The organism is Actinobacillus minor NM305, from assembly GCF_000175195.1.
Taxonomy (GTDB): domain Bacteria; phylum Pseudomonadota; class Gammaproteobacteria; order Enterobacterales; family Pasteurellaceae; genus Haemophilus_A; species Haemophilus_A minor.
In genome coordinates this window covers 1-24,797 of the sequence record NZ_ACQL01000068.1, presented here as the reverse complement: position 1 = coordinate 24,797, position 24,797 = coordinate 1, and the positions used below count along the sequence as shown (strand labels likewise).

General features: G+C 39.8%; 26 protein-coding genes and 1 pseudogene. 5 read left to right on the top strand and 22 right to left on the bottom strand.

Features of this window, described 5'->3' with window-relative positions:
• Positions 1-8 precede the first annotated feature (8 nt).
• The 4 genes from AM305_RS02895 to napF all read left to right on the top strand — a co-directional run bounded on the left by AM305_RS02895 (position 9) and on the right by napF (position 2,803).
• Positions 9-626: a DMSO/selenate family reductase complex B subunit gene (locus tag AM305_RS02895; RefSeq protein ID WP_005823017.1), complete on the top strand. Its 618-nt coding sequence runs from the start codon at positions 9-11 to the stop codon at positions 624-626.
• 1 nt (position 627) lies between these two features.
• Positions 628-1,464, top strand: a complete 837-nt coding sequence (locus AM305_RS02890) for a DmsC/YnfH family molybdoenzyme membrane anchor subunit (RefSeq protein ID WP_005823015.1) — start codon at positions 628-630, stop codon at positions 1,462-1,464.
• 212 nt (positions 1,465-1,676) lie between these two features.
• Positions 1,677-2,282, top strand: a complete 606-nt coding sequence (gene dmsD, locus AM305_RS02885; RefSeq protein ID WP_005823014.1) for a Tat proofreading chaperone DmsD — start codon at positions 1,677-1,679, stop codon at positions 2,280-2,282.
• Between the two features lie 2 nt (positions 2,283-2,284).
• A complete protein-coding gene (napF, locus tag AM305_RS02880) occupies positions 2,285-2,803 on the top strand; it encodes a ferredoxin-type protein NapF (protein ID WP_035293813.1) in 519 nt (172 codons plus the stop codon).
• A gap of 543 nt (positions 2,804-3,346) precedes the next feature.
• Here the strand turns inward: napF and AM305_RS02875 are convergent.
• The 17 genes from AM305_RS02875 to AM305_RS02795 all read right to left on the bottom strand — a co-directional run bounded on the left by AM305_RS02875 (position 3,347) and on the right by AM305_RS02795 (position 19,466).
• Positions 3,347-4,099, bottom strand: coding sequence for a class I SAM-dependent methyltransferase (locus AM305_RS02875; RefSeq protein WP_005823009.1), 753 nt, complete (start codon positions 4,097-4,099; stop codon positions 3,347-3,349).
• Between the two features lie 59 nt (positions 4,100-4,158).
• Complete coding sequence (trpD, locus tag AM305_RS02870) at positions 4,159-5,163, bottom strand: anthranilate phosphoribosyltransferase (protein ID WP_005823007.1); 1,005 nt, start codon at positions 5,161-5,163, stop codon at positions 4,159-4,161.
• A 35-nt stretch (positions 5,164-5,198) separates the two neighbouring features.
• On the bottom strand, positions 5,199-5,783 hold the full coding sequence (locus AM305_RS02865) for an aminodeoxychorismate/anthranilate synthase component II (RefSeq protein ID WP_005823006.1): 585 nt from the start codon (positions 5,781-5,783) through the stop codon (positions 5,199-5,201).
• A 14-nt stretch (positions 5,784-5,797) separates the two neighbouring features.
• Positions 5,798-7,342, bottom strand: coding sequence for an anthranilate synthase component 1 (locus AM305_RS02860; RefSeq protein ID WP_005823005.1), 1,545 nt, complete (start codon positions 7,340-7,342; stop codon positions 5,798-5,800).
• A 108-nt stretch (positions 7,343-7,450) separates the two neighbouring features.
• Entirely contained in the window at positions 7,451-8,293 is an 843-nt protein-coding gene (locus tag AM305_RS11790) for a hypothetical protein (RefSeq protein ID WP_005823004.1), read from the bottom strand.
• Positions 8,294-8,401: 108 nt separating this feature from the next.
• On the bottom strand, positions 8,402-9,772 hold the full coding sequence (gene gorA / locus AM305_RS02850) for a glutathione-disulfide reductase (protein ID WP_005823002.1): 1,371 nt from the start codon (positions 9,770-9,772) through the stop codon (positions 8,402-8,404).
• 87 nt (positions 9,773-9,859) lie between these two features.
• Positions 9,860-10,381 (bottom strand): TIGR00645 family protein, encoded by a 522-nt coding sequence (locus AM305_RS02845; protein WP_005823001.1) that lies wholly within the window; start codon positions 10,379-10,381, stop codon positions 9,860-9,862.
• Between the two features lie 24 nt (positions 10,382-10,405).
• Entirely contained in the window at positions 10,406-10,885 is a 480-nt protein-coding gene (gene trmL, locus AM305_RS02840; RefSeq protein ID WP_005823000.1) for a tRNA (uridine(34)/cytosine(34)/5-carboxymethylaminomethyluridine(34)-2'-O)-methyltransferase TrmL, read from the bottom strand.
• 13 nt (positions 10,886-10,898) lie between these two features.
• Positions 10,899-12,068, bottom strand: coding sequence for a tRNA 2-thiouridine(34) synthase MnmA (gene mnmA, locus AM305_RS02835; RefSeq protein ID WP_005822999.1), 1,170 nt, complete (start codon positions 12,066-12,068; stop codon positions 10,899-10,901).
• A gap of 119 nt (positions 12,069-12,187) precedes the next feature.
• Positions 12,188-12,439: a (Na+)-NQR maturation NqrM gene (gene nqrM, locus AM305_RS02830; protein WP_005818632.1), complete on the bottom strand. Its 252-nt coding sequence runs from the start codon at positions 12,437-12,439 to the stop codon at positions 12,188-12,190.
• Between the two features lie 13 nt (positions 12,440-12,452).
• Positions 12,453-13,499: an FAD:protein FMN transferase gene (locus tag AM305_RS02825; protein ID WP_005822998.1), complete on the bottom strand. Its 1,047-nt coding sequence runs from the start codon at positions 13,497-13,499 to the stop codon at positions 12,453-12,455.
• Between the two features lie 148 nt (positions 13,500-13,647).
• Positions 13,648-14,877, bottom strand: coding sequence for an NADH:ubiquinone reductase (Na(+)-transporting) subunit F (gene nqrF / locus AM305_RS02820; protein WP_005822996.1), 1,230 nt, complete (start codon positions 14,875-14,877; stop codon positions 13,648-13,650).
• Between the two features lie 10 nt (positions 14,878-14,887).
• Positions 14,888-15,484, bottom strand: a complete 597-nt coding sequence (gene nqrE / locus AM305_RS02815) for an NADH:ubiquinone reductase (Na(+)-transporting) subunit E (RefSeq protein WP_005818628.1) — start codon at positions 15,482-15,484, stop codon at positions 14,888-14,890.
• Between the two features lies 1 nt (position 15,485).
• A complete protein-coding gene (locus AM305_RS02810) occupies positions 15,486-16,109 on the bottom strand; it encodes an NADH:ubiquinone reductase (Na(+)-transporting) subunit D (protein WP_005822994.1) in 624 nt (207 codons plus the stop codon).
• Entirely contained in the window at positions 16,109-16,879 is a 771-nt protein-coding gene (locus tag AM305_RS02805) for a Na(+)-translocating NADH-quinone reductase subunit C (RefSeq protein WP_005822993.1), read from the bottom strand. The genes AM305_RS02810 and AM305_RS02805 overlap by 1 nt, the downstream gene beginning before the upstream one ends.
• Entirely contained in the window at positions 16,879-18,114 is a 1,236-nt protein-coding gene (locus AM305_RS02800; RefSeq protein WP_005822992.1) for an NADH:ubiquinone reductase (Na(+)-transporting) subunit B, read from the bottom strand. Before AM305_RS02800 ends, AM305_RS02805 begins: the two co-directional genes overlap by 1 nt.
• Before the next feature lie 2 nt (positions 18,115-18,116).
• Positions 18,117-19,466, bottom strand: coding sequence for a Na(+)-translocating NADH-quinone reductase subunit A (locus AM305_RS02795; RefSeq protein ID WP_005822991.1), 1,350 nt, complete (start codon positions 19,464-19,466; stop codon positions 18,117-18,119).
• A 434-nt stretch (positions 19,467-19,900) separates the two neighbouring features.
• On the opposite strand from AM305_RS02795, the gene nfuA reads away from it, so the two are divergent.
• A complete protein-coding gene (gene nfuA / locus AM305_RS02790) occupies positions 19,901-20,500 on the top strand; it encodes a Fe-S biogenesis protein NfuA (protein WP_005822990.1) in 600 nt (199 codons plus the stop codon).
• Between the two features lie 65 nt (positions 20,501-20,565).
• On the opposite strand, the gene AM305_RS02785 is transcribed toward nfuA, so the two are convergent.
• From AM305_RS02785 to AM305_RS11955, 5 genes and pseudogenes are all read right to left on the bottom strand, one after another.
• Positions 20,566-21,753 carry an NRAMP family divalent metal transporter gene (locus AM305_RS02785; RefSeq protein ID WP_005822989.1) on the bottom strand — a complete coding sequence of 396 codons (1,188 nt, stop codon included), beginning with the start codon at positions 21,751-21,753 and terminating at the stop codon, positions 20,566-20,568.
• 31 nt (positions 21,754-21,784) lie between these two features.
• Positions 21,785-22,525: a 5-oxoprolinase subunit PxpA gene (gene pxpA / locus AM305_RS02780; RefSeq protein WP_005822988.1), complete on the bottom strand. Its 741-nt coding sequence runs from the start codon at positions 22,523-22,525 to the stop codon at positions 21,785-21,787.
• A complete protein-coding gene (locus AM305_RS02775; RefSeq protein ID WP_005822986.1) occupies positions 22,512-23,444 on the bottom strand; it encodes a 5-oxoprolinase subunit C family protein in 933 nt (310 codons plus the stop codon). The genes pxpA and AM305_RS02775 overlap by 14 nt, the downstream gene beginning before the upstream one ends.
• Positions 23,441-24,091 (bottom strand): 5-oxoprolinase subunit PxpB, encoded by a 651-nt coding sequence (pxpB, locus tag AM305_RS02770; RefSeq protein ID WP_005822984.1) that lies wholly within the window; start codon positions 24,089-24,091, stop codon positions 23,441-23,443. The genes AM305_RS02775 and pxpB overlap by 4 nt, the downstream gene beginning before the upstream one ends.
• Positions 24,092-24,388: 297 nt before the next feature.
• A pseudogene (locus tag AM305_RS11955) lies at positions 24,389-24,797 on the bottom strand (transposase); the annotation flags it as partial.

Below are 24,797 nucleotides of genomic sequence, written 5' to 3'. Positions count from 1 at the left end.
GGTAAATGATGAAACAATATGGATTTTATTTTGATGCCGAACGTTGTACCGGTTGTAAAACTTGCGAATTAGCTTGTAAAGACTATAAAGATTTAGGCACTGATGTAAACTTCCGCCGTATTTATGAATATGCCGGCGGCGATTGGGTTCAACAAGCTGACGGTTGTTGGAACCAAGATGTATTTGCTTATTATTTGTCGATTTCTTGTAACCATTGTAGCGACCCGGCTTGTACCAAAGTTTGTCCGACTGGGGCAATGCACAAAAACGAAGACGGCTTTGTGATTGTGAACGAAGAAATTTGTATCGGTTGCCGTTATTGCCATATGGCATGTCCGTATGATGCGCCACAATATGATGCTAAAAAAGGACATATGACCAAATGCGATGGTTGCTACTCTCGCATAAAAGAAGGTCATAAACCAATTTGTGTAGAGGCTTGTCCATTGCGTGCGTTGGATTTTGCACCGATTGATGAATTGCGTGAAAAATACGGCAATCAGGCATCTATTGCCCCATTACCGCCAGCGGAAATTACCCAGCCAAATTTAGTGATTAAACCGAATAAACATTGCCGTCCAAGTGGCGATACAACGGGCTTTTTAGCTAACCCGAGAGAGGTGTAAAATGAACGGATTACACGAATTACCACTCATTATTTTTACCGTTTTAGCCCAATCGGTCGTGGGGGCTTGGTTGCTGTTTAGCTGGGTGCTGTGCCAACCTAATACAGCGCAAAGTAAGCAATACTTACATAAAGCGATGTTTTTGTTACTCGCACTACTTGGCATCGGCTTTTTCTGCTCGATTTTGCACTTAGGTTCGCCGTTTAGAGCATTTAACTCCCTCAATCGTGTCGGCTCTTCAATGTTAAGTAACGAAATCGCCAGCGGTGCAGTGTTTTTTACCTTTGCCGGTGTATATTGGTTACTGAGCATTTTAGGCAAAATGCCTGAGGCGCTTGCAAAAATTTGGTTAATTTTGACCGCGCTTTTGGGCTTGGTGTTTATGTATATGATGAACAACGTTTATCATATCAACACCGTACCAACGTGGAACAGCGCTTTAACTTCGTGGCAGTTCTATTTAACCGTGATTATCGGGGGGGCGGCATTAGGCTATGCGTTGTTAAACACTAATCCGCATAAAGAATACCGCTTATGCTTTGTGCCTTATATCTACTTAGCCTGCTTATTCTTTGCCGTGGTTGTGGTGATTTACCAAGCATTCGGGCTTAGCCATATTCACAGCTCGGTACAACAAGCGGTGGATTTAGTGCCTGATTTTGCAAATCTGCAAGCGCTACGCTTTACCCTGTTAGCCTTAGCCGCCATTGCACTTTGCAAATTGCCAAAAACGGGCTTATTAAGCCTTGCCGCTTTAGCTGTTTTATTCGCAGAGATGATCGGACGCTTACTTTTCTATGGCTTGCATATGACCGTGGGAATGGCGGTTGCTGGGTAACCAACGGACGAAAAATTCAGTATTATTTAGCTTAAAGCCCTTCGCTCCCTCCGTTTACGGAGGGAGCTGCCGAAGGCTGAGGGAGGGGGAAAAGGATATAATGAGAGAAGATGAAATAATTTCCCTCCCCCCTATCCCCCCTCCGTAAACGGAGGGGGAGATGTTAAATGAAATAAATTTCGCGCAGGGTTTATCTGTTATTAGGATATTTTATGGAGCAAACATTATTACAAGAAATTTCAACCTTTGGACGTTTATTAGGTGCTGCATTTTATTACGATCCACAAGCTCAAGCGGTTAAGCCGATTTTAAACTTTTTCCGCCAGCCTAATTGGATTGAAGAATGGCAAGATTTAACACAAGCGGATGAAATTAAAACACTGATTGCAAAAGGCTTACAACAAGATCTGGACGAGGCGTACCAATACCTTTTCATTGGTCCAAACAGTTTACCTGCGCCTGCTTGGGGCTCGGTTTATTTGGATCCTGAGGCGGTGATTTTTGGCAACTCACTGGTGGAATTGCGTACCTTCTTAAAAATGCACCAAATTGCCTTTAGCTCAACAGAAAATGAGCCTGAAGATCATTTTGGCTTAATGTTGATGCTTGCCGCTTATTTGGCGGAGAATAAGCCTGAATTACTTAAGGAATTTTTCACTCAACATTTGCTCACATGGTCGGAGCGTTATTTACAACTTTTAGCAGAACAAGCAGACTATCCGTTCTATCAAGGCTTAAGTTTGATGGCACAACAAACCTTGCAACGCTGGAAAACCGAGCTGGCTTTAACCGTTCCTAAAGTGCAACTCTATTTTTAATGATGAAAGACGAACGCTATTATCAGGCTTATTTATCACACCAACACATTTCTCGCCGTGGCTTATTTCGCGGCGTGTTGGGCGGCACGCAGAAAACCCTTTCCACAGAGCAAAAACGGACGGCAACCCGACCGCCCTTTGCCTGCTCTGAACATCTTTTTACCGCAGTCTGTAACGGCTGTGCGGAATGTGTTTCCGCTTGCCCAAATGGGCTGATTAGCTTACAAGACGGCTTAGCCACTTTAGAGATTGATTATCTCGCCTGTGATTTTTGTGGGCTATGCGCCAAAGCCTGCCCCAAAGACGTTCTCAACCTCGCCTTTAAAGCCGATACCCACCTCCGCCCCGAAATTGTGGCTCACTGCGTTCAAAAAAAAGGACAACCCTGCCAAAGCTGCCAACAAGCCTGCCCCCAAAAGGCGATTTCTGCGCAATTAGACATCGACACAGAAAAATGCAACGGTTGTGGGGAATGTAAAATCGCTTGTTATATGTCTGCGATTGGGTTACGAGTGGAGTGATTTTTTTTAAATATATCAATTTGCTAATTGGCAATAATGTCTCTATTCCATTTTCTTTATCAATTTTGGAAAATAAACACAACCTAAAGTTGTTAAACTCACAAAAATAACAAACCCTATAACTCCTTTTAATTTATACCCCATAATATAATTAAATATATAGTATATAATTATTCCAATAATAGTGCCGATAACATAAGGAAATCTATTCATACACACTCCTATTTTACTCAGATGAACCGCAATTTTGTATTAGCATAAATCATACGATTATATATTTACAAAAATATATTGAGTAAGGCTATATACAATGCCTGATATTATAATTACATTCTTTTTCATCAATTAACTATCTCCTTTCTTCAACATCTAATAAACGATAATAATTCTCAACAAAATAAAGATCAAGATTAGATACAGTGATCGGATCGGTTTGAATTTAAAATGGGTAAGGAATGTGAAATCGCTTGTTATGTGGCGGTGATTGGGATGGGAATGATTTAATAGGAACGTAGGGACGCCACGCTGGCGTCCGTTTTTTTCTTATTTTTTGACCGCTTTAATAAAAAGCAATGGTGGGCGGTGTTGCAAATCTTTGAATTCGTTATGCCATTCAGGTTGAGCTACCAGCATCGGTTCTTCTACCTGAGTAATGTCAAATCCTGCTTGAATGAGCTGATTAAAAATCGTTGCCATTGTTCGATGATAGGTTTTAAAACCTTGTTGAAACCAGCTCCGATCTCGTTCGCCCTCTTCCCTATAATAATTTAAGCGATATGCAACTTGTTGTTTTTGTTCGTTTTTCTCCCAGCGATAGCCTTGGCGATAACAAGTAACGATTGGATGTTCTTGGGAAAAAATAAGCGTACCACAGGCGGTCAATTTTTCCGAAATTTTTGCAAGTAATGCTGAAAAATCTTCTATGTAGTGAAATGCAAACGAACTGGTAATCACATCAAATTCGGCTTCTTCGATCTGCTCTAACGCCTCCATTGGCAAGCAGTGAAAATCAAAATCTTGCCCTTTTTTCCACTGTAAAGAGAGATCGTCTGTGGCTTTTTTTAACATCAATTCAGACAAATCCAGTCCTACGACACGCTTTGCGCCAAGCTGTAAATAATGCGCTAAATGTCCCCCCGTACCACAGCCTAAATCTAAGACTTTTTTGCCTTTGAGATCGGGCAACATGGAAAACATTGTTGGCTTTTCCACCACTTCATTCATACTGATAGGATTTTGGCGAAGTTGTTGATAGCGTTCAAAAAAGATAGGAGTGTCGTAGATGCTTTTTTTCACAGATGGCCTCTCATTAGCAAATAAAATAAAACGCCCGAAGATTATCTCGGGCGTGTATCTTACTGGTATTTTGCTAATTTTTGCAAGGTTTCAAATGCTTTACCGCTAGCTAAAACAGCTTTTACTTTTGCTACATTGGCCTTTAAATCGCTTTCGCCAAAGGTTTTCATCAACATTGCAACATTAACGGCAACGGCATCAATGTGCGCCGTTTCGCCTTTTCCTTGTAATAAAGCGGTGATTTTTGCGGCATTTTCTGCAGGTTCTCCGCCTCGTAAACTTTCTAGGCTGTGTCGTTCTACACCAAAATCTTCTGGGGTAAGCGTGTAGTAGCGAATTTGTCCATTTTCAATTTCTGCCACTTGCGTTTCGCCATGCACCGCCACTTCATCAAGCCCAGCGCCATAAACCACTATAGTATGCTCGTGATTTAACGCTTTTACCGTTTGGGCATAAATTTCAAGGACTTCCGGCGAATAAACACCTAATAATTGGCGTCTTGCTCTAGCCGGATTAACCAATGGACCGAGAATATTAAAAAGCGTGCGTGTTTTCAATGCTTGTCGAACCGGTACAGCATATTTAAATCCACTGTGATAAAGTGGCGCAAAGAGGAAGCAAACACCTATTTCATCAAGGGCTTGGCGAGCGATATTAGGTGAGACCATAATGTTAATACCTAATTCGGACAATACATCACTTGCGCCCGTTTTGCTTGATACGCTACGGCTACCGTGCTTAGCGATTTTATAGCCCATTGCTGCCGCTACAATGGCACTTGCCGTTGAAATGTTGATGGTATGATGCCCATCGCCCCCCGTTCCTACAATATCAGCAAAAGCATAATCCGGTGTTGGGAATGTCTGGGCATTTTCAAGCGCCGCAGAAACAGCACCTGAAATTTCTTCTATTGTTTCCCCTCTGATTTTTAAGGCGATTAACGCCCCTGCAAGCTGTTCATTAGTTAGCTTGCCTTGCATAATTTCAGTAAAGAAAAATTGTGCCTCTTGTTGTGTAAGCGGTTGTTTATTGAAGAGTTTTTCCAAAAGTTGTTCAGTTTGCATATTTTCTTCCTTATTATTCGATTGATCGCAAAAGATTATTTTTGTTTGATAAGCCATTCAATCGCTTGTTTTAGTAATTTTGTGCCTTCCACCGTCAGAATGGATTCAGGGTGAAATTGGAAGCCGCAAATCGGCAATGTTTTATGGCGGATAGCCATTACAATATGCCCAAACCACGCATTCACATCCAATTCTTCAGGGAGTTTATCGCCCATTAACGAATGATAGCGAGCTACCGGCATTGGGTTATTTAGCCCCGCAAACATTGCTTGATTATCGTGTTCGATTTTAGACACTTTGCCGTGCAAAACTGTGCCAGTATGCACAACTTCGCCCCCTAATGCTTCGATAATCGCTTGGTGCCCTAGGCAAATGCCGATCATTGGTACTTTTCCTTTTAGCTGTTGGATAATGGCTAATAGGTTGCCAGCCTCTGCCGGATTACCCGGTCCGGGAGAAAGTGCAACTAAGCAATCTTCGGTATTTTGCACTTTGGCTAAGAAATCTTGCAATGGGTAATCGTTGCGGAAAATGGTTACTTGATGACCTAATTCTCTAAACTGATCGACAAGGTTGTAAGTGAAGGAATCGAAATTGTCCACGAAAAGTATATTTGCCATTTTTTACTCCTTGCCTAACCTTGATTAACTTGTTGAATTGCTTTTAATACCGCTCTTGCTTTATGACGGGTTTCATCTGCCTCTAATTGCGGATCGGAGTCCAACACCTCGCCACAGCCGGCTTGAACATATGCTGTGCCATTTTGCACGAAAGCGGAGCGAATCACGATACAGGTATCTAAATTGCCTTCGGAAGTGAGATAACCTACTGCCCCACCGTAACTATGCCGTTTTTGTTTCTCAACTTGATAAATCAATTGCATTGCTTTGATTTTTGGTGCACCGGTGAGCGTTCCCATATTCATACAGGCTTGATAAGCGTGCAGTGCGTCTAAGTCGGTTCGAAGCGTCCCCACCACCCGAGAAACTAAGTGCATAATCTGCGAATAGCGATCGATTTGCATTAAATCCACCACTTTGCGAGTGCCAGATTGACTTACTCGTGCCACATCATTGCGGGCTAAATCTACCAACATTAAATGCTCCGCCAACTCTTTTTGATCTAAACGCAGTTCTAACTCTAAGCGAGAATCCAGCTCTAAATCAATATTGCCGTTTTCATCAAAGCCACGAGGACGAGAGCCGGCAATAGGGTAAATCTCAAGCTGGCGGTTATGCTCTGCGTATTTCAACGCACTTTCAGGCGAAGCACCAAACAGCGTAAAATTTTTACCTTGCATATAGAACATATAAGGGCTTGGGTTATTGATTTTCAGCTGGCGATATGCCGCAAGCGTATTCGGGCAAGGCAAACTAAAACGGCGAGAAGGAACGATTTGGAAGACATCGCCGATGTTGATGTGATGCTTGAGATCACAAACGATCTGCTTAAATGCCTCATCATCTAAATTTACTTGAACTTCAGCCTCAACTTTTTCAGATACGGTAGCAAAAGGCGCAACATTCGCTAATTTTTCAGCAAATTCGACCGCTTGTTGTTGCAAATGCGCGTGTTCATTTGGATCAAAACAGAAGGTGTGCAGGGTTGCTTGTTCAGTTTGATGATCGATGAAAACTAATTGCTCCGCCAAATAAAAACTATAATCGGGGCAACTTAAACCATCATCATTGAGAGAAATGCCTTCCATCGGAATAAAATTTGCCACCAAATCATAGCTAAATAAACCGCCTAAATAGATAGGAAATTCAGCCTCTTTAAATAATTGGCTCACAACACGTAATGCATCAAAAATAGTTGTTGTTTTGAGCTTGCTGTCTTCATCTAAATGAAGAGGAATAGACGGAAAATCCGCTTGCAAGCGGTTAGATTCAGAGCAAATTTCGCAAATTGGCGCAGGTGCTAAATTTTCTAATACCGTTTTAATTTGTGGAATAACTGCTTTTCCGTTTGGGGTTAGCGGCTCAAAATAAACCGTTTGCCCTACGCAAGAAATATGCAACGCAGATTGGGCAAAGAGCAGGCTTTTTAGGCTGTTTTTGCTTTGAATTTCTGCTGAATCAAGCAATAACGTATGCGGACGATTGCCGCATAATGTGTGATAAAGGGAAGTGGTGTCCGCAAAATAAGGCATTGAGGTTTGTTGAATTTGCACTGCCATTTTTTATTATCCTTTTGGCTTATGATTTTGTACTATTAAACTAGTACAAGGCGCTTTTGTCAAGTTCTTCATAAAAAAATAGCACAAATGACTTTGTGCTATTTAAAATTAACGGGAGAAAGTAACATTTTTAGTTTGGCAGCCGTTTTCAATAATTTCTTGCTCTGACATCAAAGCATAACGGCATAATCTTTTGAAATATTTAATTTCTTCTTTAGAAAGAGGTCTTGGCGAGCCTAAACGCAGTTCCTCTATTGTAAAGTTACTCACAAGTTTACCATTCTCATAAGTACCGTCACTTTCATTAGCTTTACGCTCAACTTTAGCAGGAGGAAGCTTAGCAACCGCTTTTTCCTCTTTAACAATTTCTAATTTAGCAGAGTTGCTCGCTTTACTTTCTTGTAATTTTTTCTTAGGAGTTGTTACTGTATAGGTTTTCACTACCTTTTTATCTTCTTTATTTTCCTTAGATAAGGATGGCTTAGATGTGACATTTTTCACTACTTTAGGCTGTTTATTTTTTTTCACTGGTTTAGAAATATCTTTGGATGTTTTACTTACTGAAGCCTGAGTAAGTAAAGAAGAGCTTTCTTTAATTTCTGGTAAATGCTCTTTTGCTTGTTCTGATGAAACGGTATCAATCTTTTTCGGTGAAGTAGCATCTTTTTTTTCTGATGCTTCAATGTTTATATTTTGAGGTTGAGCTTTCTCACTCTCTGGTTGAGTGACCTTATTAGCGAGCTTTTCAGTAGACTCTGCTAACTTACTGTCTTTATTCTCGCTTTCTGAGACTTTATCACTTTTTAAATCAGGTGCTTTACTCTCAATATTTTCTACTTTGCTCCCTGATTCATTGCTTTTTCCTTTTTGTTTACTCAGACGAGATTCAATGGATTGATCGCAAGATGAAACAAAAAAAATGAAACTTAAAAAAGCTAATACTTTATTCATGCTCAAAGCCTTATAAAAAGAATAAAAAATTAAGAGAGAATTCTTTCCCAAATTATATGAAGAATTCAAGGAAAACCTATAATCTATATAGGTTTTCCTTGTTATATATTATCGCATTGTAACAAATTCTTCGGAACCTGTCGGGTGAATTGCAACGGTATTATCAAAATCTGCTTTAGTTGCGCCCATTTTAATAGCAACCGCAAAACCTTGAATCATCTCATCCACACCAAAACCAATGCCGTGTAAACCGACAATTTTTTCATCTTTACCTGCACAGACTAACTTCATACGGCAAGGCTGGCGATGTTGGGTAACTGCGCTATACATTGGTGTGAAAGAGGATTTGTAAACCTTCACATTTTCTTCCCCGTATTGTGCAATAGCTTGTGGTTCGGTTAAACCAACTGTGCCGATAGGTGGGTGGCTAAATACAACCGTTGGAACAAGGTTATAATCTAAATGTTCATTCGGTTTGTTATTGAACAAGCGCTCAGATAAACGGCGACCAGCAGCAACTGCAACCGGTGTCAATTCAATCCCACCTTCAATAATGTCGCCTACCGCATAAATGCCTTCCACGTTGGTATTTTGGAATTTATCAACCTTGATAAAGCCACGTTCATTTGTTGCAACGCCCGTTACCTCTAAATTGATCACATCCGTTGCCGGCTCACGGCCAATAGCCCAAATCAGCATTTCTGTGTGAGTTTCACGACCATCTTCTAATTTTAGAGTTAAAGATCCATCGCTGTTTTTAACCACTTCTTGAGGAATCGCCTTTGTATGTAATTGAATACCGTCTTGCTCAAATACTTCTAATAACGTATCTACAATCAGCGGATCTTGACTACGTAATGGCGCATGTTGGCGAACAAATAAGTGCGTTTCCACACCAAAACTTCTTAATACGCCAGCTAATTCCACTGCGATATAACCTGCTCCGACAATTGCAACACTTTTTGGTAGCGATGTTAAAGCAAATACGCCATTTGAATCAATCCCATATTCTGCCCCTTTTACGTTTAGAATACTTGGGCGACCACCTGTTGCGATCAAAATATGATCTGCAGTAACTAATTCTGATGAACCATCGGCATAGCTTACTTCAATCGTTTTTGCATCTTTGAATTTAGCGAAACCATTTAGCACATCCACATTATTTTTTGCCAACACATTATTGTAAGAGGTGTGAATTCGGCTAATGTAAGCTTCACGGCTTTCAACTAATTTAGCATAATCAAACTGATTGACGCTCACATCAAAGCCATAATCGGGCGCATAGTGGTTAATCGCTTCTGCCACTTGCGCACCATAAAACATGACTTTTTTAGGCACACAGCCCACATTTACACAAGTGCCACCTAGATGTTTTGCTTCAATAATGGCACATTTCTTTCCATAGCTCGCTGCACGGTTAATAGAGGCAATACCGCCAGAACCACCGCCAATCGCAACGTAGTCATAATGTTTAGTCATAATCTGTTTCCTTCACTTTAAAATTAAAATACAAGCGGGCTAATTCTAATCACTTTTTGCAAAAGATGTTGAATTGTTGCAATAGGTTTAATGTTTATGCGCACTATTAAGCAAACGATCAATATGCGCCATCGCAATTGCAGAAATGATAAAGGCAATATGGATTATCACTTCCCACATAATAACTTTCTCTGCCAATTTGCTTGCATTGATAAATGTTTGTAATAAATGAATAGACGAAATACTGATAATTGCCATTGAAAGTTTTACTTTCAAAATAGTCGAATTTACGTGATCTAGCCATTCCGGTTGATCCGGATGTTCATCAACATTAAGCTTGGAGACAAAGGTTTCATAGCCCCCCACAATTACCATAACCAACAGATTTGCAATCATAACCACATCAATTAAATTCAGTACAGCCAACATAATGGTGTCTGAATCCATCTCATTTAGGTTCATGATGAGGCTATAAAGCGATTTCGTAAATTTATAGGCGTAAATACCTTGCACGATGATCAAGCCTAAATAAATTGGCAGTTGCAACCAACGACTGGCAAAAATAATATTACCTAAAATGCTTTTTCTCGTTTGTAATTCTCTACTCATAAATATTTTACCTAAAAAATTTAATTAAATAGGTTGTCTCGGCACTGCATTAACATAGCCAAATTGTCGCCACGCTTCGTAAACAACGACAGCTACCGAATTAGATAAATTCATACTACGACTATCTTTACACATTGGGATACGGATTTTTTGCGACATAGGTAAAGTATCTAAAATCGCTTTTGGAATCCCACGGCTTTCAGGCCCAAACATTAAAAAGTCGCCCAATTCATAATGTACATCGCTATGGTTAGGCTCGCCTTTGGTCGTAAGCGCAAACAAACGCTTAGGTTTCGCACGAGCTAAAAAATCATCAAAGTTTTTGTATTTTTGAATATCGACAAACTCGTGATAATCCAATCCGGAGCGTTTCAATTTTTTATCGTCCCACGTGAAGCCTAAAGGCTCAATCATATGTAAGCGAAAGCCACAGTTAGCACAAAGACGAATAATATTCCCACTATTTTGTGGGATTTCAGGTTCATATAAAACAATATCTAACATTTCAAGCAACCACTTACTTTAATTGTTCTTCAATAATTCCACCGCCTAAGCAAACCTCGTCTAAATAAAATACGGCAGATTGCCCCGGTGTTACCGCGATTTGTGGTTCGTCAAACATTACTCGGATTGTATTATCATCAATCGGTTGAATTTCGCACGGAATATCCTCTTGGCGATAACGTGTTTTTACCGTACAACGTAAGTTTTCACGAATTGGCTGTAAATCAACCCAATTTAACTGGCTGGCAATAAGCCCCGTGGAAAGCAAGGCAGAATTATCGTGTCCCTGAGCAACTACTAACACATTATTGATAAGGTCTTTTTCTACCACATAAAATGGCTCTTCACTTAACCCTTTCACACCACCAATGCCAAGTCCTTTACGTTGCCCAAGAGTGTGATACATTAAACCATCGTGGCGACCAACAACTTTGCCATCAACCGTTCTAATCTCGCCTGGTTGAGCAGGAAGAAAACGGGCCAAAAAGTCTTTAAATTTACGCTCCCCAATAAAGCAAATACCGGTTGAATCTTTCTTTTTCGCTGTGGCAAGCCCGAGATCTTCTGCAATTTTGCGCACAATTGGCTTCTCAATTTCACCAACAGGGAAAAGGCTTTGTCCCACTTGCTTTTTACTTAATGCGTAAAGGAAGTAACTTTGATCTTTATTTGTATCTAAACCACGTAAAAGTTGCGCATTCTCATCATCGCCCGAACGGCGGACATAGTGTCCTGTTGCAATATAATCTGCGCCAAGATCTTCTGCTGCATATTCTAAAAATGCTTTAAATTTAATTTCTTTATTACACAAAATATCCGGGTTTGGGGTACGTCCAGCTTTATATTCACTTAAAAAGTGTTCAAAAACATTATCCCAATACTCTGCGGCAAAATTGATTTTATGTAACTTCATACCGAGTTTATCTGCAACAGCTTGAGCATCAGCTAAATCAGCCGCCGCAGTACAATAATCGGTATCATCATCTTCTTCCCAGTTTTTCATAAACAAGCCTTCAACTTGGTAGCCTTGCTGCTGAAGAATAAAAGCCGAAACCGAGGAATCCACCCCACCGGACATACCGATAATGACCTTTTTCTTAGCATTTTCAGCACGCTGTTCTTCCGTTAAAGGGGGGAAATGTGAATTATAGGTAGATGATTGTAATAGATTAGAATTTGACATAGTTCTCCCGTTTACTTCGTTAAAGGCGAAGCACGTTATGATTAAAAAAGGATATGGATATACCACAAGCGGTTATTTTTGCAAAAATTTTTACAAATTTAACCGCTTGATATATCACATTATTTTACTTCGTAGAATTGTGGCTCAGCTTTCTTTTCAAAACGAGCAACTTCATTAGGATCTGCGGTACCATCTGCTATTTTTGATTTCAGATTATCGCAAGGCTCTTCGCAATCACACATTTTTTTCATACCTAGCGCAGTAATACCACCGCAACTGCCTTTGATTGTTTTACCTTTAATAATAAAGCCAATCGACATAGCAAAAATTACCGCAATAAAAAAGCCAAAAGTTAATAATATCGTTTCCATATTTACTCCACGATTAGTTAATAAGTTTCTTAAATTCACTCGACATTTGTGTCTCAAATGCCTCCCCGTTTTTGATGATTAAGAAAACAGGTAATTTTTCACGTTCTGCAACCTCAAGTGCTTTTTCAGCCCCTAACACAAAAAGCCCTGTGGATAAACCATCAGCGGTCATTGTTGTCGGCGCAAGAACCGTAATTGAGGCTAAATTGTGGCGAACAGGCGCTAATGCTTTCGGATCAATGATATGTGATAAGCGATTGCCTTGTTCATCTTCAAAATAATTACGATAATTTCCTGATGTTGCCATACCCAAATTGCGTAATGGCACAGTAATTTGAGCAGCTTGACCTTGTGCAAAGGTTGGTTGCTCTATCGCAATTTTCCAAGCTTGACCTTGTAGATTATTGCCTTTACCGCGTAATTCGCCTCCGATTTCAACAAGATAATTTGCTAGCCCAAGTTTTTCAAGATGTTCAGCAAGTTTATCTACGCCAAAGCCTTTTGCAATAGAAGAAAGATCAAGATAAAGCTCTGGCACTTTTTTAGTCAGTAAACCTTTCCCATTTTTGCGATTATTATCGCTAAAATCTACAGAAATTTTGTCAATCCCTACTCGTGCTGCTCGTTCTGCAATTTGCTCTGCGCTTGGCACTTTATTTAAACGTTTATCCGGACCAAAGCCCCATAAATTCACTAGTGGACCTACGGTGACATCTAATGCCCCTTCGGTAACTTTATTTAATCGAATTGCCTCTTCAACCACTTTGGCGAAATCCGTAGAGATGCTAAATGGTACATTGACTTCACGAAATTGATTAAATTGCGTAATTTGAGAGTCCTTTTGGTAAGTGGACATCTCATCATTTACCGTTTTAAGAAGTTGATCAAGCTGTGCTTGAACTTCTTCGGCTTTAGGTAAATTTTTCACGCTACCATCATCAATATATTTGATGTGGTAAGTTGTCCCCATTGTTTTACCTTCAAAGGCAATTTGTTTAGGTTCTGGTTTACATGCGGTTAAAGCAAAAAGTGTTGTTAAAATTAAAAGGAGTTTTTTCATTTACTTACCAAAATCTTAAAGAAGAACTTTGGTAATTATAGCATAAGTCTGATATTTAGGGGATTAAGAAAGGTAAAGTAAAAGCGGTCAAATCTGCAAAACATTTTACAAATTTAACCGCTTGTCGATCAATTATTGAGATCTCTTATTAACCACCGAAATCATCTAATAAGATGTTTTCATCTTCTACACCAAGATCTTTTAACATCTTGATCACAGAAGCATTCATGATTGGAGGTCCACACATGTAGTATTCACAATCTTCCGGTGCTTCGTGGTTTTTCAGGTAGTTTTCATAAAGAACATTATGAATAAAGCCTGTATAACCCGTCCAATTATCTTCCGGCAATGCATCTGAAAGCGCTACATGCCATACGAAGTTGTCGTTTTCTGCAGCTAATTGGTCGAAGTCTTCTTGGTAGAAGATCTCACGTTTAGAACGAGCACCATACCAGAATGACATTTTACGTTTAGATTTTAAACGTTTTAATTGGTCAAAGATATGTGAACGCATTGGCGCCATACCGGCACCACCACCGATAAATACCATTTCATTATCAGTCTCTTTCGCGAAGAATTCACCGAATGGACCAGAAATAGTGACTTTATCACCTGGTTTTAATGACCAAATGTATGAAGACATTTGACCCGGAGGCGCATCAGGATTGCTTGGTGGAGGCGTTGCAATACGCACGTTAAGCATAATGATGCCTTTCTCTTCCGGATATGAAGCCATTGAGTAAGCACGGATAATATGCTCATCCACTTTAGAAACATAACGCCATAAGTTATATTTATCCCAGTCTTCATGGTATTCTTTAGGAATATCGAAGTCTTTATAATTAACTGTATGCGGATCTGCTTCAATTTGGATATAACCACCGGCACGGAATGGTACTTCTTCGCCTTCTGGAATTGCTAACTTAAGCTCTTTAATGAAAGTTGCTTTGTTATCGTTAGAAATCACGGTACATTGCCATTTTTTCACGCCAAAGATTTCTTCTGGAAGTTCTACATCCATATTGCTCTTAACGTTTACTTGGCAAGCAAGACGATAACCTTCTTTTGCTTCACGCTTCGTAATGTGTGAAAGCTCGGTTGGTAAAATCTCCCCACCACCGCTTTTCACTTTTACAAGGCATTGACCACAAGAGCCACCGCCACCACAAGCTGATGAAACGAAAATACCTTTGCTCGCTAATGCACCAAGTAATTTACCACCAGCCGGTAAAGTAATGGCTTTTGATGGGTCTTCATTGATAGAGATCGTAATGTCGCCTGAATCAACTAATTTTGATTTAGCAAAAAGGATAATCACCGCAAGTACTAACACAAGGGCAGTAAATGCGATAATACCGAAAATAAAATTACTATCCACAATTTACTCCTTATAACTGAATACCTGAGAATGACATAAAGCCTAATGCCATTAAGCCAACGGTAATAAAGGTAATGCCTAAACCACGTAAACCTGCCGGTACATCAGAATATTTCATTTTTTCTGTTAAACCAGCAAGTGCAACGATTGCTAACATCCAGCCTGTACCTGCACCGATACCGTAAACAACAGATTGCCCTAACGTATATTCACGTTGAACCATGAACGATACCGCACCAAAAATTGCACAGTTTACTGTAATCAATGGTAAGAAAATACCTAATGCGCTATATAACGCCGGGAAGAATTTATCCAACACCATTTCAAGAATTTGAACTAATGCTGCAATTACCCCGATGAACGTAATAAAGTTTAAGAAACTTAAATCTACACCTTCTACTAACGCACCGTCTTTTAAAACGTTTTCGTAAACAATTTGGTTTGCAGGCACAGCAATACCTAATACTACGATTACTGCAATACCTAAACCAAATGCTGTTGAGACTTTCTTAGACACCGCAAGGAATGTACACATACCAAGGAAGAAAGAAAGTGCCATATTCTCAATGAATACTGATTTCACAAAAATACTAAGTAATTCTTGCATCTTATTTCTCCACTTGTTCTGGTTTCCACGTTCTTAAGCCCCAGATTAAGAAGCCAATAATAAAGAACGCACTTGGTGCTAATAAGAATAAGCCGTTAGCTTGATACCAACCACCATCTTGAACCGTTTGGAAAATGGTTACACCAAAGAGTTTTCCTGAACCAATTAATTCACGAAGGAATGCAACGATAACAAGAATAACACCGTAACCTAAACCATTACCGATACCATCAACAAAGCTTTCTAATGGTGCAGATTTCATTGCAAATGCTTCTGCACGTCCCATTACGATACAGTTTGTAATAATTAAACCAACGAATACCGATAATTGTTTAGAAAGATCATAAGCATAAGCACGTAATACTTGGTCAACTAAGATCACTAATGATGCAATGATTGCCATTTGTACAATGATACGAATACTATTTGGGATATAGTTACGGATCATTGAAATAAACATACTTGAGAACGCTGTTACTAAACTTACAGCAATCGCCATTACGACTGCAGTTTGTAACTGCGTAGTTACCGCAAGTGCAGAACAGATACCTAAGATCTGTAATGCAATAGGGTTGTTATCTACCACTGGCGATAACAATAATTTTTTAAGATTGTTACTAGCCATTAGTTAGCTCCTGCTGCTTTAAATTTTGCCAAGAATGGACCAAAACCTTGTGGACCGAACCAATATTTAAATGAACCATCAACACCATTTGAAGTTAAAGTTGCACCAGAAAGACCATCTACACCATGATCTTTATTTGCTGAAGCACCTTTAGCAACAGTTAGAGCAACATTGCCTTGTTCATCAAATAATTTCTTACCAACAAAGTATTTCTGCCAGTTTGGATTTGCGATTTCACCACCAAGACCCGCTGTTTCACCTTGTTCATAGTAAGTAATACCGTTGATAGTATTTGCGTCAGGCTGTACTGCAACAAAACCGTACATAATAGACCACAAACCATTACCATACATTGGTAATACAGCTTGAGTTACTTTACCGCTTTCATCTTTTACAAGATAGATTTCAGCATATTTTGCACGAGTTTTAATGCCAGCTTTATCATCAGCTTGTGCAATTTGCACGTTTTGAGCAGGATCTTTTGCTGCCGATTTTGCATCAAAATTGGTAATACCTTCAACGTAATCACCCGTTGCTAAATCCACGATTTTAGGTTCGATGAATTTTGCATAGGTTTCTTGAACATTGGTATTTTTTTGCATTAAACCAGCCGCTTGTAAGATGTTTTTCTGTTTATCAAGCTGTTTTTGGATCTCTTGTGTTGGTTTTAATAACACCGCAGCACCCGCTACGATAAGAGAACAGACTAAGCTCAACAACACAACGACGGTTAAAGTACCGCCTACGCTATCTTTATTAAATTTAGCCATTATGCAGTTCTCGCTTTTCTACGTTTAATGTTACCTTGAACCACTAAGTAGTCGAAGATCGGAGCAAATAGGTTAGCAAATAAAATCGCTAACATCATACCTTCTGGGTATGCAGGGTTTGCAACACGGATTAACACAGCCATTACGCCGATTAAAATACCGTACCACCATTTACCTTTATTGGTAAATGCCGCAGATACCGGATCCGTTGCCATAAAGAACATACCGATTGCAAAACCACCTAATACTAAGTGCCAATGCCAAGGCATAGAGAATAATGGGTTAGTCTCTGAACCGATGAGGTTAAATAACGTTGCCATTCCAGCCATACCAAGCATTACGCCAGCAATAATTCGCCATGAAGCAATACGTGCAAACACAATGATTACAGCACCGATTGCTAAAGCAACTGTTGAAACTTCGCCCATAGAACCAGGAATATTACCTAAGAAAGCATCCATCCAGGTAATTGGTTCGCCTGTTGCCACATGTTTAAGTGCTGCTTGACCACCCACTGCCCATTGAGAAAGTGCTGTTGCGCCAGAGAAGCCATCTGCCGCCGTCCAAACTAAATCCCCTGAAATTTGCGCTGGATATGCGAAGAATAAGAACGCACGACCTGCTAAAGCTGGGTTCATAAAGTTTTTACCTACGCCACCAAATACTTCTTTCGCAACCACTAAACCAAACGTAATACCTAAAGCGGCTTGCCATAAAGGCAATGTTGGTGGAACGATTAACGCAAAAAGAATTGTTGTTACGAATAAACCTTCGTTTACTTCGTGACCACGCACAACCGCAAAAATAATCTCAATCAATGAACCTAACGCAAATACGGTTAAGTAGATTGGTAAGAAGAATACTGCGCCTAGTGCCATTTTGCTGCCAATACCAGCTGTTGCAGAAACATCTAAACCTAACATTTGAACTAATACATAATGCCAGTCTTTTGCAGCTAATGCTTCAACTGTGGTATTCATACTTAAAATCGCATTGATTGATTGATGACCAACGTTATACATACCGTAAAACACGGCAGGAAGTAACGCTAACCAAACAATAATCATCATACGTTTTGAATCTAATGCATCACGAACGTGGGTTGTATTACGTGTAACAGAACCCGGCGTATACATTAGAGTATACATTGCTTCAAATAATGGATAGAGCTTTGCATATTTACCACCTGGTAAAAATGCAGGTTCCATTTTTTCAAAAAGATTTTTTAAACCCATTATTAACCTTCCTTCTCGATCTTATCTAACGCTTGGCGTAAGAGTGGAGCATAATCGGTTTTACCCGGACAAACGAAAGTACATAATGCTAAATCTTCTTCATCTAGCTCTAAGCAACCTAACGCTTGTGCTGAATCTGTATCACCCGCTTCTAAATCACGAAGTAATAGTGTTGGAATGATATCTAATGGCATAACACGCTCATAGTTACCAATTGGAACCATCGCACGATGACCGCCATTTTCAGCCGTTGTAAAGTTAAATAATTTACGTCCGAAATGACCTAACACAGTACGTGTAATTGAGAATTTATTAGCCTGTGGAGAAATCCATCCCATAAACTCTTTTTCACGACCTTCAGCAATGACAGAAACTTGTAATGCATAACGACCTAGATAATCAACTGGGCCAAATGCTTTCGCACCACAAAGCACTGAACCAGAAATCACACGGTTTTCACCCGCTTCTAGTTCATTTGCCGTTAATTGTGAAAGGCTTGCACCTAAACGAGTATGTACTAAACGAGGATTTTTCACTTGTGGACCTGCTAAAGCAACCACACGATCTGTGAATAATTCGCCTGTGGTAAATAACTTACCAATTGCAATCACATCTTGGTAATTTAAGTGCCACACCTGTTTTGTTGCACCAACCGGATCAATAAAGTGAATATGTGTACCCACTAAACCTGCCGGATGAGGACCATTAAATGATTGAATGGTTACACCTTCGATTGCAGGGCTTGAAGGGATATTGCTATCCGCATCTTTACATAAATAAACTGGTTTTTGCCCTTCAAATAGGCGAGTTAATACTGTTAAACCATATTTGAAGTCTGCTTCAAATTCTTTTAAAACCACTTCTGGATCCGCAGCTAATGGATTAGTATCCATTGCATTTACGAAAATAGAAGATGGATTCGCATCTAACGCAGGTACTTTACTGAATGGGCGAGTACGGAACGCAGTCCATAAACCTGATTCCACTAAATTTTGTTTAACTTGCTCAGCCGTTAAAGCGCTTAATTGCGCAGCTTCATAGCGAGTAAAGGTAATTTGCTCATCACCCTCAACTTTGATCACCACAGACTGAAGAACACGTTTCTCACCACGGTTGATCGCAACCACAGTACCACTTGCAGGTGCTGTAAATAAAACGCCCGGATTCTTTTTATCTTCAAAAAGAACCTGACCTTTTTTAACAGCATCGCCTTCACGGACTTTCATTGAAGGACGCATACCTACATATTCTTCGCCAAGGATCGCAACTTCATTAACGGTATTGCCGTTATGGATTACTTGTGCCGGCTTACCTGCAATCGGTAAATCCAAGCCTTTTTTGATTGTAATCATATTATTTGCACTACTTCTTCTTGGGTTAAAAATACGGTTGCGAAAACTCGCAACCCCTTCTCTTGAGCTGTAACTTCAATATAGAAATAAACGAATTCCCCCACTTATTCCTAAAGTTACCAAATTTCTCAAATCAGATTTTTACACCGTGTTATCACGAGGTAAAATAAACGCCTTATTCTACCCCAAAACGAGGTTATTTTTCTATAAAAACACAAATTTTTTACATTTTATCTCTTGAATAATTGAACTTTATCAATATATCAAACAACGCTAAAGCAACTTCTACCTCTAAATAATTAGCCACTTTCTACAAAAGATGATTATGTTTATTTATTGTTTAAATTGTTTAATTTGAGCTAGATTCACAATGGGATAAGGCGTAGAATACTTTATGAAATTACTCAATTATTTAAGTTAAGATGAGAAAGAATATGGAACAAGAACAAACTACTCACATTTCTATTTCAGAAACGGCTCAAACCCATTTTTGCCGTTTATTAGAACAACAGGAAGAAGGTACTAACATTCGCATCTTTGTCGTTAATCCAGGTACGCCAAATGCTGAATGTGGAGTGTCATATTGTCCTCCAAATGCCGTTGAAGATACCGATACAGAATTCCAATATAATGGTTTTTCTGCATTTGTTGATGAAATTAGCTTACCATTTCTTGATGAAGCTGAAATTGATTATGTAACGGATCCAATGGGCGCACAATTAACCTTAAAAGCGCCTAATGCCAAAATGCGTAAAGTTGCAGATGATGCACCTTTTATTGAACGCTTAGATTATGTTATTCAAACCCAAATCAACCCTCAACTTGCCAGCCATGGCGGTAAAGTTACTTTGATTGAAGTCACTGAAGATAAATTTGCAATCCTACAATTTGGTGGTGGCTGTAATGGTTGTTCAATGGTTGATGTAACCTTAAAAGAAGGTATCGAAAAACAACTTCTACTCCAATTCCCTGATGAATTAGCCGGCGTAAAAGATGTGACAGAACATCAACATGGTGAACACTCTTATTACTAAATCACATTAAATAAAACGGTCGAAAAATAAAATTATTCGACCGTTTTTATTACCGCTTTTTATAACTACACAAATAAGCTATTAAAATATTTAACTAAAGTCATCGCACTTAAAATTGCCATAACAATCACAACAACAGCACCTGAAGCGGTCATCCAAATTGGATGTTTATAATTACCAACAATCTTTGTTTTATGGGCTGCAAGTAAAATTAAGCCTAAAGAAACTGGTAAAATTAAGCCATTTAATGCACCGACAAAAACAAGTACTTGCGCAGGACGACCAATAGTCGCAAGAACAATAGTTGAAATCACAATAAAGGCAACAATCCAGCAATTTTTATGCTTCTCAATTTTTGGTGAAAAACTGGTAATAAATGAAACAGAAGTATAAGCTGCACCGATAACAGAAGTAATCGAAGCCGCCCAAATCACAATGCCAAAAATAATTAAGCCGAAATTACCTGCAACATGTGAAAATGGCGTTGCTGCCGGATTTTTAGGATCCAAGGTTACGCCTTGAGATACAACACCGAGTATCGCTAAAAACAACACTACACGCATAATAGAAGCAATTAAAATCGCAGAGACCGAACTCTTGCTCACTTCTTTAAGTGATTCTTTACCTTTAATACCGGCATCTAACAAACGGTGTGCGCCTGCAAAGGTAATATAACCACCAACGGTACCGCCTACGAGAGTAACAATTGCAATCACATCTAATTTTTCTGGTAAAAAAGTACGAACAACAGCTTCGCCTACCGGAGGGCTCGCTTTAACTGCAACGTAAATAGTCAGTGCTATCATCACAAAACCCATCACTTGAGCAAATCTGTCCATTGCTTTTCCAGCTTCTTTAAATAGGAAAATGCCCACAGCGATAGCACCGCTGATAACTGCACCCATTTCAGGTGATAGACCCGTCAAAATATTTAGCCCTAAACCAGCGCCGCCCACGTTACCAATATTAAATGCTAAACCGCCCATGACGATTAAAACGGCTAAGAAATAGCCTGCGCCAGGTAAAACGGCGTTAGCAATATCTTGAGCTTTCTTTTCGGAAACTGCAACGATACGCCAAATATTAAGCTGTGCACCGATATCTAGTAAGATAGAAAGTAAAATCACAAAGCCAAAACTGGCTAATAAAGACTGGGTAAAAGTTGCTGTTTGCGTTAAAAAACCTGGACCGATGGCTGAAGTTGCCATCAAAAATGCTGCACCTAAAAGGGCACTACGGTTGTTATTTGCCATATAGACTCCTATTGTGTTTTTTATTTATGTTTTATTTTGCATGAATGTCAATCTGCTTTTCTTTCAACGCAACTCGAATTTTTTCTGCAAATTCAATGGCATGCGTACCATCGCCATGCAAGCAAATACTATCGGCTTGAATAGTAACTTTACCGCCTTCAATGGTTGGAACAGTTCCCTCTAATACCATTTGTAACACTTGTGAAATAGCTTCTTCATCATTTTCAACCAAAGCATCATCTCGAGAGCGTGGAACAAGTGAGCCATCTGCCAAGTAGTGTCGATCGGCAAAGACTTCTGAGATAATGTCCAAACCTTCTTCTTGAGCAATGTTAAGCATTAAGCTACCCGACAATCCCATTACTGCCAATTTCGGATCGAAGGCTTTAATCGTTTGAGCAATTAGGCGTGCCAATGCAGGATCTTTTGCGGCTTGGTTATAGAGTGCACCGTGAGGTTTCACATATGCCAAAATAACATTTTCTGCATCGCATAAGGCTTTTACTGCACCTAATTGATAAAGTAAGCAAGCTCTTAATTCATCATCAGCTAACTGCATATTGGTACGCCCAAAATTTTCACGATCAGGAAAACTTGGGTGTGCCCCCACTCGTACATTATTCGCTTTCGCCCACTGAATTGCTTTGCGCATTTCGTTGTAATCCCCAGCGTGTAAACCGCAAGCAACATTAGCAGAGCTGACTAATTGCAATAATTTTTCATCGTTGCCACAACCTTCGGCAAGATCAACATTTAAATCAACGTGTTTCACGAACTTTTCTCCTGATATTTTCTAAATACATTTGGTCTTGTTGGTATAGTGCAACCGCTTGCTCACGACTGACTTGCTCGAAATAGACTGGATGTCCGAAAGGTGTTTGAGCTAATCTGCCAAGATCAGCGTGAATTACACAAGCGATTTTTGGATACCCTCCTGTTGTTTGCGCATCCGCCATTAAAATAATTGGCTGTCCGTCCGGAGGAACTTGCACTGTCCCAGCCGGTGCGGCATAAGAGAGCATTTCAAGCGGTGATTTTAGGTTTAATTTTTGCAAACCGGCGAAACGATACCCCATACGGTTACTGTTTTGTTGGAGCATCCAACCTTGTTGCCAAAATTGCGATTGGCTTTCTGCTGTAAAATGTTCATATTCAGATGAAACGGTCGCATAAATGCGGTTGGTAAACGCAATTGGCTCTATCCCGATTTCATTTAAAGTAGTATTTCGTTTTCCTGTTGCCAAATGATCGCCGACTTTGAGTAATCTCCCTTGATAACCGCCAAAACCAGCTTTTAAATCGGTACTACAAGATCCCAGTACTTCTGGTACGATAAAACCACCGGCTACACAAAGATAAGCATAGTTACCTTTGACGATCCGCTTAATTTTTAAGGTTTGGCGAGCTTTTGCCGTATAACGCCAGTAAGAAAAAATCGGCTGACCATCTAATTCCGCCTCGCAAAGCGCGCCTGTTAAACAAAAGGGTGTATTGCAATCAAAAGTTATCGTCATTCCACCAAGAGCGAGTTCAATTGCTGACGCATTATTTGCATTTTCTAATAATAAATTACCCGCTTGTAAAGCAAGATTATCCATTGCTCCTGCGTGGCCAATACCAAAGCCACGCCATCCGAAACGCCCCAAATCTTGAATGTGAGCAAAGGCTTGAAGTTGTTGAATATAAATCATAGGCTAATACTCTCCGCCACAAAACGAACCTGATCACCTGCTTTTAAAAGTACCGGAGGAGTTTGGTTCACATCAAAAAGTTGCGTATAGGTCTTACCAAGCAACTGCCAACCACCGGGAGATGTGAAAGGATAAATCCCCGTTTGACTACCACCAATACCGACAGCTCCTGCCGGGACTTTGGTTCTCGGCACATCTCGGCGTGGAGTGTGCAAATTTTCCGGCAAACCGCCTAAATAAGGGAAACCTGGTTGAAAGCCCATCATAAATACTGTGTAAGTTGGTTCGGTATGACGACGAATAATTTCTTCGGGTGTTGTATTGTGATAATCGGCAACATAATGCAGATCTTCGCCATATTCACCGCCATAATGGACAGGAATTTCAACTAATCTGCCTAGATGGGTGGTACTTTGCTGCTGAACCTGTTCCCATAATAGATTTACTTGTTCAATCAGTGTTTTTGTATCGGTATGAAAATCGTGAAATAGGGTAACATTATTCATACCGACTACGGTTTCATGAACATTGGGCAAACGTTGTGCAAATTCAGATAATACCCAAAGGCCTTGTTGTTTGGATAACTCCGCAGGTGGAGGAAGAGTGCAGAGTAAAGAATGCTCACTAGTATAATGAATGATTAGCATAATTATCCCTATAAATGATGTATGTGTTTAACTATGCTTTTACCTTGATTATTTTTTAATGTCAATAATTTATTTTATTTATAACATTATTATTTTTTATTTATAAACACACAAAAAAGCCTGAAATTGCTTTCAGGCTCAGACCACTGACAACCCCACCTTTACAGACCTTCTGTCAAAGGTGGGGTTATTTTTTTGCTGTTTTATCTCTTTCTTTTGCACTTCACTTTAGATAGCCACTCAAGCGGTCAGTTTTGTGGATTTTTTTACCATTACCGCATATTGATAAACACTGAGTCATAAAAAGCGTAAAAAAGCCCATAGCACAAGGGCTATCTTCTTGATATTTTGTGCCATTGCCGCTAGGAAGCATTGCATCTGTACTTTCAACAACCCTCTGTAACGGGCGTTGTGGTGTCCGTGGTGTTACTTGGCGTCCGCAAAGCTACGCTCTACGGTTTCGGCTCGACGTTTGTAGAGTTTTTTCCTTGCTCCGACAGTCTCACCGCATTGGCGTTCTCCATCGCAGCTTGATAGATATGTCGGGTTATCAGCCTTTCGGCTTTTTGATTTTGGGTACACTGCGAACGAAGGGGGCAAGTCTGACAATAAGCCGGGGTGGATTTGTAGGTATGATAGCCTTCTCTTGTAGTAGTGCTGTAAATGAGCGGTTGTCCCATTGGGCAGGTGTAACAGTCCTTGTCCG

What these genes read in the sequence shown, in the direction of transcription:
- AM305_RS02845 (WP_005823001.1), bottom strand. Translation starts at nt 10,381, where the DNA reads ATGAGTAGAGAATTACAAACGAGAAAAAGCATTTTAGGTAATATTATT.
- gorA (WP_005823002.1), bottom strand. Translation starts at nt 9,772, where the DNA reads ATGACTAAACATTATGACTACGTTGCGATTGGCGGTGGTTCTGGCGGT.
- dmsD (WP_005823014.1), top strand. Translation starts at nt 1,677, where the DNA reads ATGGAGCAAACATTATTACAAGAAATTTCAACCTTTGGACGTTTATTA.
- mnmA (WP_005822999.1), bottom strand. Translation starts at nt 12,068, where the DNA reads ATGTCAAATTCTAATCTATTACAATCATCTACCTATAATTCACATTTC.
- AM305_RS02860 (WP_005823005.1), bottom strand. Translation starts at nt 7,342, where the DNA reads ATGGCAGTGCAAATTCAACAAACCTCAATGCCTTATTTTGCGGACACC.
- AM305_RS02890 (WP_005823015.1), top strand. Translation starts at nt 628, where the DNA reads ATGAACGGATTACACGAATTACCACTCATTATTTTTACCGTTTTAGCC.
- AM305_RS02805 (WP_005822993.1), bottom strand. Translation starts at nt 16,879, where the DNA reads ATGGCTAAATTTAATAAAGATAGCGTAGGCGGTACTTTAACCGTCGTT.
- AM305_RS02895 (WP_005823017.1), top strand. Translation starts at nt 9, where the DNA reads ATGAAACAATATGGATTTTATTTTGATGCCGAACGTTGTACCGGTTGT.
- AM305_RS11790 (WP_005823004.1), bottom strand. Translation starts at nt 8,293, where the DNA reads ATGAATAAAGTATTAGCTTTTTTAAGTTTCATTTTTTTTGTTTCATCT.
- trmL (WP_005823000.1), bottom strand. Translation starts at nt 10,885, where the DNA reads ATGTTAGATATTGTTTTATATGAACCTGAAATCCCACAAAATAGTGGG.
- trpD (WP_005823007.1), bottom strand. Translation starts at nt 5,163, where the DNA reads ATGCAAACTGAACAACTTTTGGAAAAACTCTTCAATAAACAACCGCTT.
- AM305_RS02795 (WP_005822991.1), bottom strand. Translation starts at nt 19,466, where the DNA reads ATGATTACAATCAAAAAAGGCTTGGATTTACCGATTGCAGGTAAGCCG.
- AM305_RS02825 (WP_005822998.1), bottom strand. Translation starts at nt 13,499, where the DNA reads ATGAAAAAACTCCTTTTAATTTTAACAACACTTTTTGCTTTAACCGCA.
- pxpB (WP_005822984.1), bottom strand. Translation starts at nt 24,091, where the DNA reads ATGCTAATCATTCATTATACTAGTGAGCATTCTTTACTCTGCACTCTT.
- napF (WP_035293813.1), top strand. Translation starts at nt 2,285, where the DNA reads ATGAAAGACGAACGCTATTATCAGGCTTATTTATCACACCAACACATT.
- AM305_RS02865 (WP_005823006.1), bottom strand. Translation starts at nt 5,783, where the DNA reads ATGGCAAATATACTTTTCGTGGACAATTTCGATTCCTTCACTTACAAC.
- AM305_RS02810 (WP_005822994.1), bottom strand. Translation starts at nt 16,109, where the DNA reads ATGGCTAGTAACAATCTTAAAAAATTATTGTTATCGCCAGTGGTAGAT.
- nqrM (WP_005818632.1), bottom strand. Translation starts at nt 12,439, where the DNA reads ATGGAAACGATATTATTAACTTTTGGCTTTTTTATTGCGGTAATTTTT.
- nqrE (WP_005818628.1), bottom strand. Translation starts at nt 15,484, where the DNA reads ATGCAAGAATTACTTAGTATTTTTGTGAAATCAGTATTCATTGAGAAT.
- AM305_RS02800 (WP_005822992.1), bottom strand. Translation starts at nt 18,114, where the DNA reads ATGGGTTTAAAAAATCTTTTTGAAAAAATGGAACCTGCATTTTTACCA.
- AM305_RS02785 (WP_005822989.1), bottom strand. Translation starts at nt 21,753, where the DNA reads ATGGCAAATAACAACCGTAGTGCCCTTTTAGGTGCAGCATTTTTGATG.
- nfuA (WP_005822990.1), top strand. Translation starts at nt 19,901, where the DNA reads ATGGAACAAGAACAAACTACTCACATTTCTATTTCAGAAACGGCTCAA.
- AM305_RS02775 (WP_005822986.1), bottom strand. Translation starts at nt 23,444, where the DNA reads ATGATTTATATTCAACAACTTCAAGCCTTTGCTCACATTCAAGATTTG.